This window comes from Desulfuromonadaceae bacterium, from assembly GCA_019429445.1.
Taxonomy (GTDB): domain Bacteria; phylum Desulfobacterota; class Desulfuromonadia; order Desulfuromonadales; family JAHYIW01; genus JAHYIW01.
In genome coordinates this window covers 1-18,592 of sequence record JAHYIW010000017.1, presented here as the reverse complement: position 1 = coordinate 18,592, position 18,592 = coordinate 1, and the positions used below count along the sequence as shown (strand labels likewise).

Below are 18,592 nucleotides of genomic sequence, written 5' to 3'. Positions count from 1 at the left end.
ATCATCTCTAAGGTTCGATCACCACTTCCGCACCGAGCGGAACTTTTTCGAACAGCTCCCGCACATCGTCATCATTGAGGGCGATACAACCGAGCGTCCAGTCGCTGCCACTGCCGTGCCCGTGGATATAGATCTCCCCGCCAAGTCTGGTGTTCATCGGTGGTGGACGGCGTTCGTGTTGCGCCTTGATAATGGCATCGTACTCATCGAAATCGATCAAACCAGCCACCAAACCGCGCCCGGCATCTTCACCGCCGGGATAACTGATCCCCAGGGACAGGTAATAGGAACTTTGGGGATTTTTCGTGAAGACGTAAAACACCCCTTCCGGAGTGCGCCCGTCGCCGCGCTCTCTTTTATCGCCAGTCGGCTCAAACCCCAGGCCAATGGCACAACTTTTTACCAAATCGTCTCCGGCGAAGAGGTCGAGACGACGCTCCTTCTTGCGGATCAGCAACCGGGCGTTTTTGATCAATGCCGACGGTGCTGCGGAGGAGGGGATAACGTGCCTCGGCTCTACGGTCGGCTCTACGGTCGGCTCTACAGTTGGCTCTGCGCTCAGCGGCGGGACCGGCGGGCCAGTCGGCGCGGGCGGCGGCAATTCAAATGCCCCTTTCAGTACCAGCAGCAACAACAGCCCAACCAGCAGCCCCGCCCCCAGATCGAAAAGATTGTATTTCATTGCTAAAGTCACAAGCCTCTTTCATGATCAAACAGAATGACAGCTTACAAGATCACAGGGAATAGCTGCCATCGACAACGCCTAGCCGGGGCTATTCTACCCACCTTCTTCCGACTTGAAAAGGATTTCCTTGGCGACCGGTTATCGATCAGGTAAGATTGATCCTTTAAATCGGGTTCTGTCCGGGAGGCGTCATGCGTACCATCTTTTTCCACTATCGTGTTCTGGGTCTGGTCGTGGTCGCCCTGCTGGCGTTTCTGCTCTATGCTGTCGACTTTGACGGTGTCAATAAATTCGCGCTCCAGTTTGAAGACCTCAAGTTCGGTGTCCGGGGAATGATCGGACAGGAACCGGAGGGGAGCAAAGATATCGTCATCGTCACCGTCGATGAACGCAGCGTCAACCAGCTCGGCCGTTGGCCCTGGGATCGGCGCGTGATCGGTGATCTGCTTGCCAGGCTGCAAGAAGCTGATCTGGTCGGGCTCGATATTGTTTTCTCCGAACCAACCGACGCAGCGCACGACGCGTATCTCGCGGAAAAGATTGCCGGGAACGAAAATATCGTCGGTGGTTTCTTCTTTCGCAACGAAGCCAGCAAGCGAACCGACGCGGCAGATCTCGATATTTTACAGGATTACGCCTACCTCGAACCGGAAGTACGTGACAGCACCATCGGCATCAAGGATTTTCCCTACGCAGAAATCAACATCCCGGTTATTTCCGATGCCTTTTTGACCGCCGCCTACTTCAACAGCGAACCGGACCCGGACGGACTCTACCGGCGCTACCCCCTCGCTTTTATTCACGAGGGATATGTTTTCCCGCCTCTGGCAGTGCAGTTGTTACGTTTTAAACGCAACCAGGCCGCACGCATTGTGCTCGATCGGCACGGCGTTGCCGAGTTCGGCCTCGGTGATATCAGCTTGCAGCGCGACAACTATTTCCGCCTCAACTATTACCGACCTGACCAGAGTGTTTTTATCCCGGCACTGGAGGTTTACAACGGTACGGTCAAACCGGAGTTCTTCCGCAACAAGATCGTGCTGGTCGGGGTCACTGAAATTGGCGTCTTCGACATGCGCCCGACACCGGTCGATCCAGTGACTCCGGGAGTCTGGCTGCACTATGTGGCGTTGTCAAACCTGATGCACAACGAGATGCTGCATAACTCGCCGCTACGCGACGCGGCACTGATTGCTGTCGCCCTGCTGCTCTCCCTCGCCGTCAGTCTGCACCGCTCCCTCGCCGTGCGACTGGCGCTCTACACGACCCTCCTTGGCGCCGTGCTGATCATCTCCAACCTGTCACTGTTGATCGGCAATCTGTGGCAGCGCGAATTTTACGCTCTTTTCCCCGCCCTGCTGCTGATTGTCGTCCTCGAAATCAGCGCCTTTGTGCGCACCGAAGTGCGCGCCGGAGAACTGAAACGCGCGTTCACTTCGTATGTTTCCCCGGAGGTCGTCGGCGAAATCATCAACCATCCGGACAAGCTGGAACTCGGCGGTGAGGAGCGCGAAATTTCCATCCTTTTCTCCGATATTCGCGGCTTTACCTCATTGTCGGAACAGGTTACTCCGACAGAGCTGGTCAAGATGCTGACCCAGATTCACGATCCGATGACACAGGTGATCATGCACAACAAGGGGTTGCTTGACAAATATATCGGCGATGCAATGATGGCGCTTTTCAACGCTCCACTGGATGTTCCTGATCATGCTGACCAGGCCGTGCGCTCGGCACTGGAACTGGTCGCCGCGCTGACCGATATCAATCACGGATTCAGGGAACAGGGCTTCCCTCCGGTTGATGTCGGGGTCGGAATCAACACCGGCAGATGTATTGTCGGCAATATGGGATCAAAAGCGCGATTTGAATACACCGCCATCGGCGACGCCGTCAACCTCGCGTCACGGCTGGAGGGGTTATGCAAAACCTACCACTCGCGCGTGGTGATCAGCGCAGCTACCAAAGAAAAACTGACCGGGGATTTTGTGCTGCGAATGCTTGATCGGGTACGGGTCAAAGGGAAGAATATCCCGGTGGAGATTTATGAGGTGATGGCCGATTGTGCGGAAAACCGGACGATCGCCGACCACTTCAACCAGGCCCTCGACCGTTACTTTGCTCGCGACTTCAACGCTGCCGGGGCATCCTTTACCCGCCTCGCAAGCGACGGTGACCGTCCTGCCGAAATCTTCAAATTACGTTGTGAGGCGTTTATCTCCCGCCCCCCGGATGGGGATTGGGACGGGGTTTATACCCTGAAAACAAAATAACTACCGGCGAAGAGACAAATATTCTGACCGGAAAAGGGTAATTTGCACGTTTACCGAAATGGATCCTCTTCCGGCAACACATTCCTCTGCGCCCACTCATCATCCACCACGTTCACATAGCGGCATAAGCCAAAACTGACCATGGTTTGTTTCTGATTGCTCTTGGTGAACGACAAAAAAAACAGATCTGTGTAGACCAGATCATCCCAATTTATCTGCTGAGTCATGCCCTCCGGTTGAATCCTGTCCATATGATCGTCGAAGGTCGGGTTGATTGAATGCACAAACCAGATCGACCCGGCAAAAGCTGCAAAGATGAGGAACCGCTTCACTGATGCCATCGCTGGAAACCTTTCAATTCACGCGTCAACCATCCCTGACCAGAAGTAATCAGCCCCCACTCGCGCGCGTCGAAAACGGTGGTTGCTACCAGCATACCACCAGCAGGGAAAAGCGCGATCAACCAAGAGCCCCGTCACTCGAAAAGATCTTGATGGCGTCGCAAAAAGTCCGCCCTACGTCGTTACGCTGATTTTTCAGGACCTCGACCTACCTGATGTAGGCCTTCGCCCCTGAAAAACCACCAAGCCTTGGAGGACGAAATTTTTGCTTAGCCATCTCATTCTTTTTTGCGAGTGCATCAGATCTTCAGCCCATAAAACTTCCGCCATTAATCGAGATCACCTGACCGGTAATGTAGGTGGCTTTATCAGAACAGAGAAAGGCGACCATTCCGGAGACCTCGGCGGCAGTGCCGACACGCCCGAGCGGAATATGGCGAATAATCTGGTCTTTCGGCAGGTTGGCGATCATCTCGGTCTCAATAAAGCCGGGGGACACCGCATTGACAAGCACCTTGCGTTTAGCAACCTCAGCGGCCAGGGAACGGGTCGCACCGATCAGCCCGGCCTTGGCCGCAGAATAATTGACCTGCCCGGCCATGCCGGTCTGTCCCGACGTCGAGACGATATTGATAATCCGGCCCCGTTTTTTCTTGAGCATTTCAGTTAAAACCGGCTTGGTCACATTAAAAAACCCGCCGAGATGGACATCGAGGACCCCGTTCCATTCGGCGTCCCCCATCCATACCATCAGCATATCCTGGTTGAACCCGGCATTGTTGATCAAAGCGAACGGTGTCGCCTCGTCCAGAAGCGGTTCGAGCGCGGTCTTCGCCGCCTTGCCGTCAGCGACATCGAACGGCACCAGTGTACACTGGCCCCCCAGTGCTTCAATCTCGTCAGCCACCTGTTCTGCTCCGCCATGGTCACTGCGATAATTAAGCCAGATATCGTACCCCTCGTTTGCCAGTTCTATCGCTATCGCTGCGCCGATCCCTTTGCTGGCACCGGTCACCAGAGCGACCTTGTTTTCTTCCATCGGATCATGTCCTCCCGTTACAAATAGTGTGAGCCGGAAGGATCATAATACTATTCAATCACCCTTGCAACCTTGCCGTCACCACCGAACTCAACCACCAGTGTTCGCCAGCGATCCTGCCAGTAGGTCCATTTTTTCTCATCGAGTGACGGTGTTTTGTGTTTTGCCGGATAACCGAGGGCGGTCAGCACGCCGTTGCGAGTCATTCCGGGCAACGCCTTGCCGGATTTGATCCCCTTCTGATCGGTCTTGTTCAATCCCTTGAGCGTTTCGGGCTTTGCTGAAGTCACCAGCGAAATATATTCATCAAGTGATATCTTCATATTGCGCGAGTTGAATTCATAGTAAATCACCCTTCCGTCTTTTTTTCGGGTCAGGGTGAACCCCTGGCGCCACTTACCAACTGTCATGGCGGTGCCGGGGGGGACGATAAAATGATTCGCCGCCGCCGGAGGGTCGACAAAGCCGCTGTAGTTCGCCTTGTAAACTGTGCCGTTACGATCAGTATGTTCATAAACGTGCAGGTTGTACTTGTTGTAGACAATCTCACCCGCAACGACCGGAACGGCCACCAGCATGACGAGACCAAACAGGATAAATCGACAGATATTTTTTTTCATCACCACACTCCCACTTTTATGTATCCGGTTAATGTCTGTATCGCTCCCCGCATAAATGTAGCCCGTGTGACCAGAATTTCAAGTCATACCTGCCCGCAAATTGCTGTTGGCAAATTTATTGCCGACGCGGTATTCCCCCTGATATAGTGACCCAATTGCGTTAATCGTTGACAGGAGATCACCATGATTCATTTCACCCCCATCGCGAACCGGCTACGCTCTACGCTGTTCCTCCTGGCAACCATCGCCCTGCTGTTCGGCGGCTGTGCCAAGGTTCCCTACCAGTACGGGGGACTGCAGACCGAACGCAACCTGCCAATCTGGCGCGACACGCCACAGATTGAAACTGGTCGGCCAAATATTGTACTCGATGTTCTCGGCAATATTTATTCGTTGCCATCAAAGTTGATTCTTTTCAACTGGCGGGTCGGCAACCACAACATTGCGCCCGAAACCGCAGCTGCACTGGAATCGTACTTGCAGGAGAACGATTTACAAAACGTCAAGGTACGCATCAATCAATACGCCCCTGGCGCGGAATGGCGGCGGCTGTTTAAAAACCGTTCGTTGCATATCTTCTGGCGCGCCACCCTCGGGGTGCTGACGACATCGATGTACACGATCTTCCCTGGGCGGGTTTTCGGCGGGGACAGCTATAACCCCTATACCAACACCATCAGCATCTATTCCGATCTGCCGGTCATCGCCATCCACGAAGGAGGGCACGCCAAGGATCTCTTCAATCGGGCACGCAAGGGGCTTTATTCAGCGATCTACGCCCTCCCCGGTGTCGCCCTCTGGCATGAAGCGCAGGCCACCGGCGACGCTGTCGGCTATCTGCGTGACAAGGAACAGCTGGCTGACGAAAAGTCCGCCTACCGCACGCTTTATCCCGCTTACGGGACGTACCTCGGCGGAACGTTGGCGAATGCCTTTCCTGTCGATCTCGGCACCCGTTATCTGATTCAGTTGGGGCTGGTGATTCCGGGACACATTGTCGGACAGATCAAGGCAGCAACGACCGATTGAAGATGATTTGTCGGTAAAAATCTCAGTCAGCAACATTCAAGGTCACATGAACCGTCGTTCCGCGACCTTCTTCACTCTCAATCCAGCAGTGCCCGTCGTGGCTGTCGACAATGTCCTTGACCAGAGTCAGACCAAGACCGGCACCGCCGAACTGGCGACGATCGCTGTTATCCACCCGGTAGAAGCGCTCGAAGACCTTCTTTGTCCGGTCGGCGGGAATCCCCACTCCCTGATCTTCAACCCACAGATTGATCCGCTCCTCGCGCCAGCGTGCGCCGAGGGTAATCAACCCGCCAGCTGGAGAAAATTTCAGCGCGTTGCCGAGCAGATGGTCAAACAATTGCCGCAACTGTTCCTTGTCGCCACGGATCATCGGCAGATCTTCGGGGCAGTCGATCTGAAACTGGTGGACCGTGCTCGTCACGCGAAAATGCTTGACGGCCTCGACCAGCAACTCGCGCACCGCGAACGGCCGCAAGGTCGGCGGATGTTGTCGGGCTTTGTGGCGTTGCAAATGCAGAAATGCCTCGATCATCTGGTTGAGTTTTTCCGCTTCATCAAAAATCGTCTTTAAATAAGTTGCCCGCGCATCAGGGGCAGGATCATTGTCAAGCAGGAGCTCCGCATAGCCAAGGATCGCCGTCAACGGCGTACGCATCTCGTGGCTGACCGAGGAAATCATTTCATCCTTGAGTTGTTCCATCTGTTTGTTGTCGGTTATGTCAAAGGCGATTTCAACACGCACCAGTCGCCCGTCAGGCCAGCGAATCACCCGGTCGATACAACGATACCAATGACCGTTTACCTTGTTGCGAAATTCCCGGACATAAGATTCCTGCGGTACACCGTCCTTGACTAGCAAGTCGTTGTTGCAGAAAGAACATTGCTCGTTCTGCCCCTGTAGCAAAACGTGGCATTTTTTTCCGGTCCAGTCGGCGCCGAAGAGACTTTCGCCCTGACGATTCAGGTAGAGCAATTCGTGACTATTCAGGTCGGCAGCATAAACCACCGCGTTGATCGCGTCGAAAACAACGCTCAACTGCTCAAGTTGCATCCGCATCTCTTCTTCGGCACGACGGCGTTCGGTCACATTCCGCACCATCGACAAGACCCCGACGATCTCTCCGTCGGGGGCGCGCAACGGTGAGTTATACCAGGCGCAAATCAAACGGTTGCCTGCCTTGTTGAACATCTCACTTTCGAAAAAATTCTGCTCGTCACCGGCGAGCAGTTCTTTCCATACCCGCTCCATGATCGGCTGCACTGCCTGAGAAACAAATATATCGTAGGCATGCCGCCCTGCTGCTTCAGCGGCAGACCAGCCAAACATCTTCTCTGCCGCCGGATTCCATTCCACCACACAGAAGGCGGTGTCCCAGACGATGTAAGCCAATGGCATCCGTTTAATCTGAATCCGCAGGCGCTGGTGAGCATCGCGGATAATCTCCATGCTCTGCTTCAGTTCCTTCTCTTTCTCCTGACGCAAGGTGATTTCCTGACGCAGATCGGCGGTTCGCCGCCGCACCGCCAGACGCAACTGAATAATCCATAACAGGGGCAACAGTGCGACAACCAACGCTGTGCCGACAACTTCCTTCAGGTTGATATTGTCGTGACTGATGTCTGCACGCACCAGCGGATGTTGCATTAACCATGACTGCTCTTCCGCCGTCAGCGACACTGACCTAGGCGACGAATCCGTTTCGCCTGCGTAGGCCCAGGACACTACTCCGCAACATAAAAACGGCAACAGGAACAACAGTAGTCGCACTCGGGAAACCATCAAATAGTCACTTTAAGGGGAGAGAGGAATAACATTGATGCCCTTGCAAAAAAGAATGAGATGGTTTCTGAGTAACTTCAAGGTAACTATCTGAAATCACATTCTTTAGAAAATTGAAGTTACTCTATGAAAATTCGCCCCACGGGGCGTGAGTCGCTAAACAAAAATTTCGTCCTACAAGGCCTGGTGGTTTTTCAGGGGCGAAGGCCGGCATCAGGTAGGTCGAGGTCCTGAAAAACCAGCATAACGCCGTAGGTCGGACTTTTTGCGACGCCATCAATGATAAATGCCGAGAAAAAAAACGCAACCGGCAGCTGATAATTATCTTGCATCACGTCATGCGCACGACCAGGCGCCTGAAATACTCCTGCCGACACCAGTTTTCCACCGCGACCAAACGTTCCAGTGCTTCACCAAAATGCTCACGACCGAGGGTAAACACGCCGTGACCATAGACCAGTGCTGTTCCCGCCGCCCCGATCACCGGCGCAACCTTGTCGGCCAGACCACCGGCGCCAATTTCACCTGGCACAATCGGTGTTGTAGCGAGGAAACGTATCCTCGGGCAGTCCTTCCAGCAGTCTATATTCTCGCATCCGGTCTCTGCACAGAGCATGCTGAGCACGACTGCAAACTTCGGATGACCATGCAGGATAGCGCGGGCACCGGTCGCCTCATAAATACGCCGGTGCGCCAGCAGTTCACTCGATGCAGTCAGGCCGACAGTCGAGGAATTGTCGCAGGGGACCGGGTCAATACACCCTGCCAGTTCGTCAAGACTCGCGCCGGTCTGGCTGATGTAGATCATCCCCCCGTCACGCCAGGAGATATTACCGAAGGCGGAATCAACCAGTTGCAGATCAACGGTACACCGCCCGATGCGCTCGATTTGCGCATAGATTTCACTGCGCTCGACCGGCGGCGTTGCCCGGACGCAGCAATCGGCCAGCGTAATCGGTCGCCGGTACTGTTCGCGCAATGCCGCAACCATCAGCTCATCGTCCGGTGAACGGATGCCCGTGGTCAACAGATCGCTGAGATATTTGACGAAGACCGCGTGCCAGACCGAGGACCAGTTGATGTAGGCCATTTCCGGGGTCATCGCACCGGTGGTGACGATCCCCACCCCTTCAACGATAATCCCTTTGCGCGAACCGAGCAGGTCGGCGAGCAGCGCTGAGGCACCGGTGGTAAGTTCAGTCTTTCTGACCAGCGGGATATCATGCAGAAAGGTCCGGGTTTCGGTGTCGCTGGGAACCAACGTGCGACAATCAGGTGCCGCACGCCGAATCAACAGATCGGTGAGGGGGAGAAGCGGTTCGGCAATCGCCAGCGCCAGGACGTTGATCCGCTCAAGGATCGCCGCGCCAAGCGAGCTCAGATCGGCGGGACCCTGCGCCAGCAGCTTGTCATCCTTGACCAGCAACGCTGCCCGCTGCGGCTTGACCAGCGCATCACGGTGCAGTTTGCCAAGATACTTGTCGAGCTGACTCAGCATGGCAGGGAAACCAGAAAGTTACGATCAACGAAACGCCCGTGCGCGTCGAGGCCGCGCATCCGGTAGTATTTCTGCAATTCTTCATCGAAGCGTGCCCGGTCAAGCGGCGGCACCTCGATCCCGTCACCACTACTCCCCGCCTCGCGGAAAAACCGTTCAGGAAGACAATCATCGATCACACTGAAACCGTTGACATCATTGTACCAGCGTTCGGTCAGGTAGATACGTTCGCCAATCTCCTTGAGCCGCTCGGGGGTAAAGTCCACCCCGGTGACGGCGGCAAGAAGCTCTGCATACTCCTCGATGCCCGCCCCTAAAAAAGCAAATTTACACGCCACCAGCGAATCAATAGCGGCATTGATGTCCTCGGCGATTTTAATCATTCGTGCCTTGCCAGCGAACGAAAAACGGTCGGTCGGCGCAGGTTTGCGGAGAATCTCATGAGCAAGCGGATAGGCGCCGAGGTGACAGCCCCCGTGGTTATTGGTGCAATAGGCCAACGCCATCCCGTAAGCGCCGCGAGGGTCATAGGCTGGCAACTCCAACCCCTTGACACTCATCGATACTTGCGGTTTTCCGGCGGCCAGCGCCAGTTGTCGCGAACCGGCGCACAACTGCTCCCCTGCTCCGCGCCGCCAGACCAGATCATGGAGCAACGGAACCAGTTCGGCCGCCGTCGGAAACGCCCCCCGCACTTCCCCCCAGGTCGCCAGGGTTGCTGCCGCGCTGACCGGATCCAGCCCGAGCTCGTGGCACGTCCGGATAGCCGTGATGATCGCCGTAAGATCACCGATATTATTGAGCGCTCCGAAGTGCGAGAGCGCTTCATATCCGGGCAGATAGGCACCGTCGGCGGTAACTTTTTGACACTGGACCGGACAGCCGCAGCAGCCGACTTTATGGGGAGTACAGGCGGCCCGAAGCGCCGGGCCGGAATAGTTGGCCGCGGCGGCAAAAAAGGTTTTGCAAAAATTTTCTGTCGGGGTCATGCGCCGCTGCGCCAGCAGATCGACCAGCGTCGGCGTCCCGTACGCGCCGAGACCGAGTTCTCCGAAAAGGACCGGCGCGGCGCGGAACAGGCGCAGGATGTCATTGTGCGCGCGTTCGAATCGCGCCGGATCGGCGATTTCCGGCAACTTTGCACCGCTGACCACCACCGCTTTCAGCCGTTTGCTCCCCATCACCGCACCGAGACCACCACGATCCGCCGCGTTGCCGTCGTCGGTGACGATAGTGGCGAAAGGGACAAGGTGCTCCCCTGCCGGGCCGATCGCAACCACACTGCCGCGCCCGTTGAGCGCCGCAATCGTGGTCGAAACAGTGCTTCCCCAGAGGCTGTCGGCAGGGAGCAATTCGGCACCGGACGGCGTGATCGCCAGAACCATCGGAACAGCGGCACGCCCGTCGATCTGCACAACATCGAATCCGGCACACTTGAGCTGTTGGGCAAAACGTCCGCCAACCGAACAATCGTACAGGGTGCGGGTCAACGGTGAACGTGACACCACCGCCATGCGCTCGGCAGTCGGCGCCGCCGTCGCACCGAGCGGACCGGTGGCAAAAAGCAGGGGCATTTCAGGGGAGTATGGCTCAATCTGGAAAAAATCGCGGAACAAACGGACGGCGAGCCCCCGGCCACCAAGATAATGATGCAGCCATTCCTCGGGGAGGGATTCGGTTCGAGCACGACCGGCAGAAAGATCAACCTGCAACAGGCGGCCGTGCCAGCCGAACATCAGTTGAGACTCTGGCTGGATTCTGCGCCCGCGCTGGCAACGCGACTCGGGTCCGACAGCCGTTGCAGGTGGGCGATCAACGGAGTGATGTGCGCTTTGAATTCTGTCAGGTTTGCATCACTGACCGGAGCTACCGATGGGGGTCGAACACTGTAGGGGTTCACCGGGGTACCGCGCTTGTACATGCGAAAGCACAGATGCGGACCGGTCGCCAGTCCGGTGCTGCCGACATAGCCGATCACCTGTCCCTGCGCGACTCTGGTTCCCTGTCGCATCCCGCGAGCGAATTTGTTCATGTGCAGATAAAGGGTTTCGTAGGTATCGTTATGGCGTATTTTGACATAGTTGCCGTTGTATTTGGTGTAACCGATCTTGCTAATCTTGCCGTCGCCGACCGCCTTGATCGGTGTCCCGGTCGCAGCGGCATAATCAATCGCCGGATGCGATTTCCAGGTTTTGGTAATCGGGTGGAAACGCTTGTTACTAAAACCGGAAGAAATATGCGAAAAAGAAAGGGGCGCTTTCAGAAACGCTTTACGCAAACTTTGCCCTTTCGAATCGTAGTACGATGCGTGCAGATCACCATCTTTGAAATAGAAGGCATCGTATGCATTGCCATTGTTCGTAAATTCAGCCGCAAGGATCCGTCCGTAACCGGAAAACTCGCCATCGCGATAGCGGCGTTCAACCAGCACCCGGAAAGCATCACCAAAGCGAATATCGCGAACAAAATCGATATCCCAGGCAAAGATATCCGCCAGCGCCATCGTCAATTCGGCACTTTCGCCAATCTCGGCCATGGCTTCGAAGAGACTGGAACGGATTTCTCCCTGCACCGAGGAAACCCGAACATCATAAGGAATATCCTGCCGCGTAATAGCAAACCCGTCGGCCGTGCGATCAACAATAAACTGTTCGTTGGCGTTGATATCGTATTCAAAGCGGGAGAATGTCCCTTCGGTCAGGCAAATCTTGTACGGTTGCCCGGCACAGAGGGACGAAAGGGGGAAAATGTCGCGACTGTCGCGGTTGAGGTGATAAATTTCCTGCGCCGTCAGATGTTCACCGAGCAGACTGGTGACTGTTTCACCCGGCTGAATCTCCCCTTCATGCCATTCGCGTCGAAGCTCCGGAACAGGCGGCGGAGCAACTTCCACTACTGCGGTATGCGCTTCGATCAGCGGCGGGAGCTGTTCGAGCACCAACCAAAACACCCCGACCGCAGCGAGGACAAGAAACAGGAGCGGTTTGCGCGAGCGGCGGCGTGTCCAAAAATTACGCTTGCCGCGACGCGGGCGAAAAGGGGACTCAATCATGAAACATCCTTACATCCTCAAATGAACATCGTACAAACCTGATAATTAATTAGTGATATTAACATACATTTCTGCCTAATGTCCAGAATGACTGCTGTCGGACTTGCAAATCCGCGTTGGATGAGGTACATCTGACGCGTCGCTATATGTCCCTCACCAACTTGCAACCGACGGTGAACCGATGATCAACACTACACGCCTTGCCGCCGAATTTGCCCGTCAGTCAGCGATTTCCAGCCCCGCCCGCAGTGAAGGGGCGATGGCCGTTTATCTTGCTGAACGCCTGCGGCAGCTCAACGCCGAAGTGATTTTCGACACCGCCGCCACGACTATCGGCAGCGAATGTGGCAACCTGATCGCCCGCCTTCCGGCCCGCCGAAAAAGTGGCGCAGCGCTGCTTCTCGCCGTTCATCTCGATACGGTCGGTCCGGCCGCAGGGATTCAACCGGTGCTGCGCGACGGAATCTTTACCAGTGCCGGGAAGACCGTCCTCGGTGCCGACGACAAGGCCGGCATCGCGGAGATCATCGAAGCCCTCGAAGTTCTCCGCGAAAATGACATCCCTCACGTTACCCTGGAGATCGTCGCCACCGTTTGTGAAGAAATCGGGCTGGTCGGTGCCAAACATCTCGACTACACACTGCTCACCGCCCGTCGCGCGCTGGCCCTCGATACCAACGGCGTCGACCGGATCGTCGCACGCGCTCCCGCCGCCAACAAGCTGCATTTTGAGATCATCGGCCGTGAAGCACACGCCGGAATCGCCCCGCAAAAAGGGCTCTCCGCCATTCGCGTCGCCGCCCGCGGGATCGACCGCATGCCCCTGGGGCGCATCGACGAGGAAACCACCGCCAATATCGGGATCATCGCCGGCGGGGACGCGGGCAATATCATTCCACGCAGCATCGTGCTCGAAGGGGAAGCGCGCAGTCACGATCCACTCAAACTTGCTCGTCAAACCAACATGATGCTGAAATGCATGGAAGATGCAGCGGACGAACTGGCGGTGACAATCGACGGCGAACGCCTCCGTGCCACGATCCACCACACTATTTCCGGTGACTACCCGGCGATGAACGTCGCTGCCGATGCCGACATCGTCAATCTGGTACGGAACGCCGCAACCGCGCTCCATCGACCGTTGCACGTCCTCGCCGCCGGAGGCGGTTCCGATGCCAATATTTTCAATGAACACGGTATCGAAACGGTAATTATGGGCACCGGCATGGACAAGGTTCATACAATTGAAGAACAGGTAACCGTGGCCGACATGGTACGCGTGACCGAACTGCTGGTAGAAGTTATTCGCCAGGCTTGATGGCGTCGCAAAAAGTCCGCTCTACTGCGTTACGCCGGTTTTTCAGGACCTCGACCTACCTGATGTAGGCCTTCGCCCCTGAAAAACCACCAGGCCTTGTAGGACGAAATTTTTGCTTAGCCATCCCATGAGTTTTTGCGAGTGCATCAGGCTTGATACATCAACAAGATTGAGCGTTGGGTAATCACATGAAGTTCAAAATTTCTTCATCGATTGAGGTGGTACAGTTTCCGCCGATCACCGAAGTTCACAACTGGCTGGCAAACGCCCCGGCCAGTTCGTTACCGCTGATCGATCTGTGTCAGGCCGTACCGAGCTGGCCGACAGCGGAAGAACTCACCGGGCATCTGCGCGAACGGCTGACCGATCCGCTCATCGCTCGCTACACCCCCGACGAAGGACTCCCGGAGGTGCGTATGGCCGTCTCGACCTGGCTGCGGGCGCTGTACGGCAACGGCCCCGAAACCAGCGAGATCTGTCTCTCGATCGGTGCCAGTCAGGCGTTCTGGCTGGCGATCACGACCCTTTGTCAGGCCGGTGACGAGGTCATCGTCCAATCCCCCGCTTACTTTGACCACCCCATGGCCCTCGCTGCGCTCGGCGTCTGCCCCGTTTTTACCGCCTTCAATCCGGAAAGTGCCGGGCAACCTGATCTGGCCGAAGTGGAACAATTGATCACCCCCCGCACTCGCGCCCTGCTGCTGGTGACCCCGAGCAACCCGACCGGCGCAGTGATCCCGGCCGCGACGATTCAGCGCCTCTACGAACTGGCCGCCGCGCACAATATTGCCCTGATTCTTGACGAAACCTATCACTGTTTCCTGCCTGAAGACGAGCCGCCCCATGCGCTGTTTAACAATGAGGAGTGGGGTGATCACTTCATCCAGCTGCTCTCCTTCGGCAAAACCTTCGCCCTCACCGGGTATCGAGCCGGAGCGCTGGTGGCATCGGCGGCTTTTATTCGTCAGGCACTTAAAGTTCAGGACAGTATGGTGGTCTGCCAACCACGTATCAGCCAGACCGCAATCAAGTTCGGTTGTGAACATCTCGACGACTGGGTGGCACGTAACCGCAAAATGATGAACCGGCGTCACGATCGTTTTTGTACCGAGTTCGGCGATGATGACAACCTCTTTACGATTGTTGCCAGCGGCGCTTTTTTTGCGTGGGTGAAGCATCCATTCAACGGACACAACGGTCGCGAAGTCGCCAGGGCTCTGGTCGAAAAGGCGCGCATCATCTGCCTGCCGGGAGAAGCGTTCGGACCAAACCTTGAGGGGTATCTGCGCCTGGCGTTCGGCAATATCGATGATGAGCAGATTCCGGAGGCCGCACACCGCTTTCGCGAATTTTCGTTGTAACTCTTTACCCCGCGTCAGCGCCGCAACTCATCGCCCCCCTCATCCACACGCTATACTCCAGCTGGCGGGAACGGAAGGCCGAGCCGTTGTCGTCGACATAGAGTTTGCGCGAAAGACCCCGTTTGCCAAGGGCACTCTGGAAGGCCTCCATGAAGGGTGCCAGAGCTTCCGATAAATAATCCCCCGATGTAGGTGAGGGGGGGGCACGTAAAAGGGCGGAGAGTTCGTCAAAACTCTCCTCACCATTCCACTGTCTTGCTGTCAAAATCTCGACCACGGCCCATCCAGTTTCCCGGCAGGCACAGAAAAAGCCGTGACCATCACGCGCGGCTGTGGCAAACTGCTGCTCATGACGCACGCCCTCCCCTCATTGCCGATCGACACCATCCTGCCAAAGTTGCAGGAGGCCCTGTCGCGACATTCTGCTGTCGTGCTGCAAGCGCCCCCCGGGGCCGGAAAAACGACCCGTGTGCCGCTGGCGCTACTCGACGCGGACTGGCTGCGTGGCCAGTCAATCTTGATGCTTGAACCGCGCCGACTCGCAACGACCAACGCCGCACGCTACATGGCCCAACAGCTCGGCGAACAGGTCGGGGAGACCGTTGGCTACCGGATTCGTTACGCACAGGAGGTATCCTCGGCCACCCGCATCGAGGTTGTCACCGAGGGGATCCTCACCCGCCGTCTGCAAACAGACCCGGAGCTGCACGGCGTGGGTCTGGTGATTTTCGATGAGTTTCACGAACGCAACCTCAACAGCGATCTTGCTCTGGCGCTGTGCCGCGATGTTCAGCTCAATCTGCGTGCCGATCTGAAAATCCTGGTCATGTCCGCCACCCTTGACGCCACACCGGTCGCCACGTTACTCGCGGCACCGCTACTCACCAGCAGCGGCCGCAGCTTCCCGGTCACCATCCACTACCTGGACCGCGACCCCGAACGTGACCCGGCGGTCTGGACCGCCGCCGCCGTGCAGCGCGCCTTGAGGGAAACCAGTGGCGATCTGCTCGTGTTTCTGCCCGGTGCGGGAGAGATTCGCCGCTGCGCCGACCGGTTGCGCAATCTGTCGGATATCGACATCCGCCCGCTCTACGGCAACCTGCCATTTTGCGAGCAGGAAGCGGCCATTCGCCCCGGCCCACGCCGCCGGGTGGTGCTGGCAACCAATATTGCCGAGACCAGCCTGACCATCGACGGCATCGAGGTCGTCATCGACAGCGGGCTTGAGCGCCGCCCGCGCTTCGCCCCGCAACGTGGTCTCAACCTTCTGGAGACAGTCCGCATCTCCAAGGCAAGTGCCAAGCAGCGGACCGGACGCGCCGGACGACTCGGGCCGGGACGTTGTTACCGGCTGTGGAGCGCGGGCACCCACGGGGCACTGCTCCCCTTTGCCCCGGCGGAAATCAGTGTCGCCGATCTGACCTCGCTGGCGCTTCAACTCGCCGCATGGGGGAGCACCGAGGTCAGACAGTTGGCGTGGCTCGACCCGCCCTCCCCAGGTCGTTTGAATGCCGCGCGCAAACTGCTGCGTCTGCTCGGCGCACTCGACGCCAGTGATGCCCTGACCCCGCTCGGCAAGCGCCTGGCGGCACTGCCCACCGATCCGCGCAGCGCTCGATTGTTGCTGGCGGCAGAGGATGAAAAGCAGCTGCCCCTCGGCATTGAGCTGGTGACCTTGCTCAACGCGCGGCGCGACCTTGCCGCCAGCGCTGATGTTACGACGGCACTTACCTCGATCGACAGCCAACCGGACACCACCCTTGACCGGGAACGGCGCTACTGGCAGCAACATTTCCGACTCGGCAGTAACCAGCGTCCACTGCGTGATCCGGCAGTCATTGCCCGGCTGCTCGCTGGCGCCTGGCCTGATCGCATCGGTCGGCGGCGCCCTGCTACCGATCATCATTATCTCCTTGCCAATGGCCGGGGCGCGACATTGCGTTCAGGAAGTGCTCCGCTTGGCAGCGAATGGCTGGTTGCCATCGACTGTGTCGGGAGGCCCGGTACGGAGGATGAAATTCGGCTGGCCGTGCCGCTGGAGAGAAAAGTCATTGAGGAACTTTATCCCGCCGCATTGGCCTGGCGGCGTGAAGTCATCTGGGATGAGCGCGAAGAACGGGTCGTGGCCCGCGAGGTCCGGCGGCTGTGGGCACTCGTCTTTCAGGAACGCCCGATCAAGGCTCTGGCGGAAGAACGTAGCGCCGCCGCGCTGGACGGCTTGCATACGCATGGCCTCGGTGTGCTGAACTGGAACGCTCCGGCGCAACGGTTGCGTGCGCGGCTGGCGTTTCTGCAACGTAGCGCAGCGCACGAGGGGTGGCCGCCGATGGATGACGCGGCGCTGCTGGACACGGCGTCAAGCTGGCTGGCCCCCTTGCTGGACACGGTCGGGACAAGAGTCGACTTTGCCAAAGTCGATCTCGTCGCCGCCCTGAACAACCGGCTCAACTGGCAGCAACGCACCGAACTCAAGCGGCTCGCCCCCGAGCACATCACCGTGCCAAGCGGCGCCGACATCCGCCTCGACTATCCGTCGGACGGTGCGCCAGTTCTTGCCGTTAAACTGCAGGAAATGTTCGGTAGCGTCGACACCCCGCGTATCGTTGCCGGGCGCCAACCAGTGGTACTGCACCTGCTCTCCCCGGCAGGCCGACCGTTACAGGTGACCCAGGATTTACGGACATTCTGGAAAGACGTTTATCCTGACGTAAAAAAAGAGATGAAGGGCCGCTACCCCAAACACCCCTGGCCGGACGATCCGTGGCTGGCGGTGCCGACGCGCCGCACAAAGCAGCACAGGAATTGATTGCTATTGAATGGGGAGGTTGTTATAAACAGGTTCACTTTTGATGCACTCGCAAAAAAGAATGAGATGGGTCGCTAAGCCATCACTTTTAGCGCGGCGACATCACACCAAGGAGTTCATTCATGACGCAGGCCCTGCCCCCTTTGAAAAAAATGTCCATAAAAACGTTTGCTCTCTTTATCGCTATCTGGATTGTCGTCATGATTGCTGTTTTTGCCGGCTCGGCTATCTACAACAATTACAAAGGGCAGCAGTACCGTGACACCGCTGTCCCGTATCTGCTCAAAATCATTCCCGAGTTATCGCAATGGAATCCGCAGCAGATCAAGGGGTTGATGGCGGAAGAAGCGTTGCAGAATATTCCTGACAATAACTTTCTGACGATGATCAATTTCTTTTCAAAACTGGGAGAACTTCAGCGCGTTGATACGCCCGTCTTCGAAAAAACCGATACACGGCTGACTGCAAAGGGCACAACGCAGAAGATCATCGAATATTCAGTCAAAACCGTCTACGAAAATGGCGACGCCCTGCTCAATATCAGACTGCTCGACCTCGATGGCAGCTTCGCAATCTATCATTTCAGCTTCGGTTCTGCGGTATTGTCGGGCAAATAGCACCCCGCCACCATCGCCACAACGCAACTGCGGCTTGCTGCCGGAGTCCTTTTGCATGGGCGCCAAAGGTGCCCCCCCCCGGCTCTCCCACCTTCTGTTCTTGCTGTGCCTCAGCCGCAAAAAAGGCGCAACAGCTGCGCATGAAATTTACAATTACAGCACAGTTGGTT

At 56.9% G+C, this 18,592-nt stretch carries 15 protein-coding genes; 6 read left to right on the top strand and 9 right to left on the bottom strand.

From position 1 onward, the window contains the following. Positions 1 to 7: 7 nt before the first annotated feature. Positions 8 to 682, bottom strand: coding sequence for a L,D-transpeptidase (locus K0A93_08315; GenBank protein ID MBW6512103.1), 675 nt, complete (start codon positions 680 to 682; stop codon positions 8 to 10). A gap of 194 nt (positions 683 to 876) precedes the next feature. Between K0A93_08315 and K0A93_08310 the strand changes: the two genes are divergently transcribed. Beyond that, positions 877 to 2,958 carry an adenylate/guanylate cyclase domain-containing protein gene (locus K0A93_08310; protein ID MBW6512102.1) on the top strand — a complete coding sequence of 694 codons (2,082 nt, stop codon included), beginning with the start codon at positions 877 to 879 and terminating at the stop codon, positions 2,956 to 2,958. Positions 2,959 to 3,008: 50 nt separating this feature from the next. Here K0A93_08310 and K0A93_08305 read toward each other — a convergent pair whose 3' ends face one another. The 3 genes from K0A93_08305 to K0A93_08295 all read right to left on the bottom strand — a co-directional run bounded on the left by K0A93_08305 (position 3,009) and on the right by K0A93_08295 (position 4,958). Then, a complete protein-coding gene (locus K0A93_08305; protein ID MBW6512101.1) occupies positions 3,009 to 3,299 on the bottom strand; it encodes a hypothetical protein in 291 nt (96 codons plus the stop codon). Positions 3,300 to 3,606: 307 nt separating this feature from the next. Next, positions 3,607 to 4,338, bottom strand: a complete 732-nt coding sequence (gene fabG / locus K0A93_08300; protein ID MBW6512100.1) for a 3-oxoacyl-ACP reductase FabG — start codon at positions 4,336 to 4,338, stop codon at positions 3,607 to 3,609. 50 nt (positions 4,339 to 4,388) lie between these two features. Beyond that, positions 4,389 to 4,958: a hypothetical protein gene (locus K0A93_08295; GenBank protein ID MBW6512099.1), complete on the bottom strand. Its 570-nt coding sequence runs from the start codon at positions 4,956 to 4,958 to the stop codon at positions 4,389 to 4,391. Between the two features lie 183 nt (positions 4,959 to 5,141). Between K0A93_08295 and K0A93_08290 the strand changes: the two genes are divergently transcribed. After that, a complete protein-coding gene (locus tag K0A93_08290; GenBank protein ID MBW6512098.1) occupies positions 5,142 to 5,987 on the top strand; it encodes a hypothetical protein in 846 nt (281 codons plus the stop codon). Between the two features lie 22 nt (positions 5,988 to 6,009). Here the strand turns inward: K0A93_08290 and K0A93_08285 are convergent, their stop codons facing one another. From K0A93_08285 to K0A93_08270, 4 genes are all read right to left on the bottom strand, one after another. Beyond that, positions 6,010 to 7,635: a PAS domain S-box protein gene (locus tag K0A93_08285; GenBank protein MBW6512097.1), complete on the bottom strand. Its 1,626-nt coding sequence runs from the start codon at positions 7,633 to 7,635 to the stop codon at positions 6,010 to 6,012. Positions 7,636 to 8,101: 466 nt separating this feature from the next. Further along, positions 8,102 to 9,268: a class II aldolase/adducin family protein gene (locus K0A93_08280; GenBank protein MBW6512096.1), complete on the bottom strand. Its 1,167-nt coding sequence runs from the start codon at positions 9,266 to 9,268 to the stop codon at positions 8,102 to 8,104. Next, positions 9,262 to 11,004: an aldehyde ferredoxin oxidoreductase family protein gene (locus K0A93_08275; GenBank protein MBW6512095.1), complete on the bottom strand. Its 1,743-nt coding sequence runs from the start codon at positions 11,002 to 11,004 to the stop codon at positions 9,262 to 9,264. The genes K0A93_08280 and K0A93_08275 overlap by 7 nt, the downstream gene beginning before the upstream one ends. Continuing rightward, positions 11,004 to 12,320, bottom strand: a complete 1,317-nt coding sequence (locus tag K0A93_08270) for a peptidoglycan DD-metalloendopeptidase family protein (protein MBW6512094.1) — start codon at positions 12,318 to 12,320, stop codon at positions 11,004 to 11,006. The genes K0A93_08275 and K0A93_08270 overlap by 1 nt, the downstream gene beginning before the upstream one ends. A 181-nt stretch (positions 12,321 to 12,501) precedes the next feature. On the opposite strand from K0A93_08270, the gene K0A93_08265 reads away from it, so the two are divergent. Together K0A93_08265 and K0A93_08260 are read left to right on the top strand one after the other, a co-directional pair. After that, positions 12,502 to 13,638 (top strand): M20/M25/M40 family metallo-hydrolase, encoded by a 1,137-nt coding sequence (locus K0A93_08265; GenBank protein ID MBW6512093.1) that lies wholly within the window; start codon positions 12,502 to 12,504, stop codon positions 13,636 to 13,638. 188 nt (positions 13,639 to 13,826) lie between these two features. Beyond that, positions 13,827 to 14,999 carry an aminotransferase gene (locus K0A93_08260; protein ID MBW6512092.1) on the top strand — a complete coding sequence of 391 codons (1,173 nt, stop codon included), beginning with the start codon at positions 13,827 to 13,829 and terminating at the stop codon, positions 14,997 to 14,999. Between the two features lie 4 nt (positions 15,000 to 15,003). On the opposite strand, the gene K0A93_08255 is transcribed toward K0A93_08260, so the two are convergent. Next, positions 15,004 to 15,276 carry a hypothetical protein gene (locus K0A93_08255; GenBank protein MBW6512091.1) on the bottom strand — a complete coding sequence of 91 codons (273 nt, stop codon included), beginning with the start codon at positions 15,274 to 15,276 and terminating at the stop codon, positions 15,004 to 15,006. 72 nt (positions 15,277 to 15,348) lie between these two features. Here K0A93_08255 and hrpB point away from each other — a divergent pair, with 72 nt between their 5' ends. Together hrpB and K0A93_08245 are read left to right on the top strand one after the other, a co-directional pair. Continuing rightward, complete coding sequence (hrpB, locus tag K0A93_08250) at positions 15,349 to 17,805, top strand: ATP-dependent helicase HrpB (protein ID MBW6512090.1); 2,457 nt, start codon at positions 15,349 to 15,351, stop codon at positions 17,803 to 17,805. Positions 17,806 to 17,927: 122 nt separating this feature from the next. Continuing rightward, a complete protein-coding gene (locus tag K0A93_08245) occupies positions 17,928 to 18,422 on the top strand; it encodes a hypothetical protein (GenBank protein ID MBW6512089.1) in 495 nt (164 codons plus the stop codon). Positions 18,423 to 18,592: the final 170 nt, after the last annotated feature.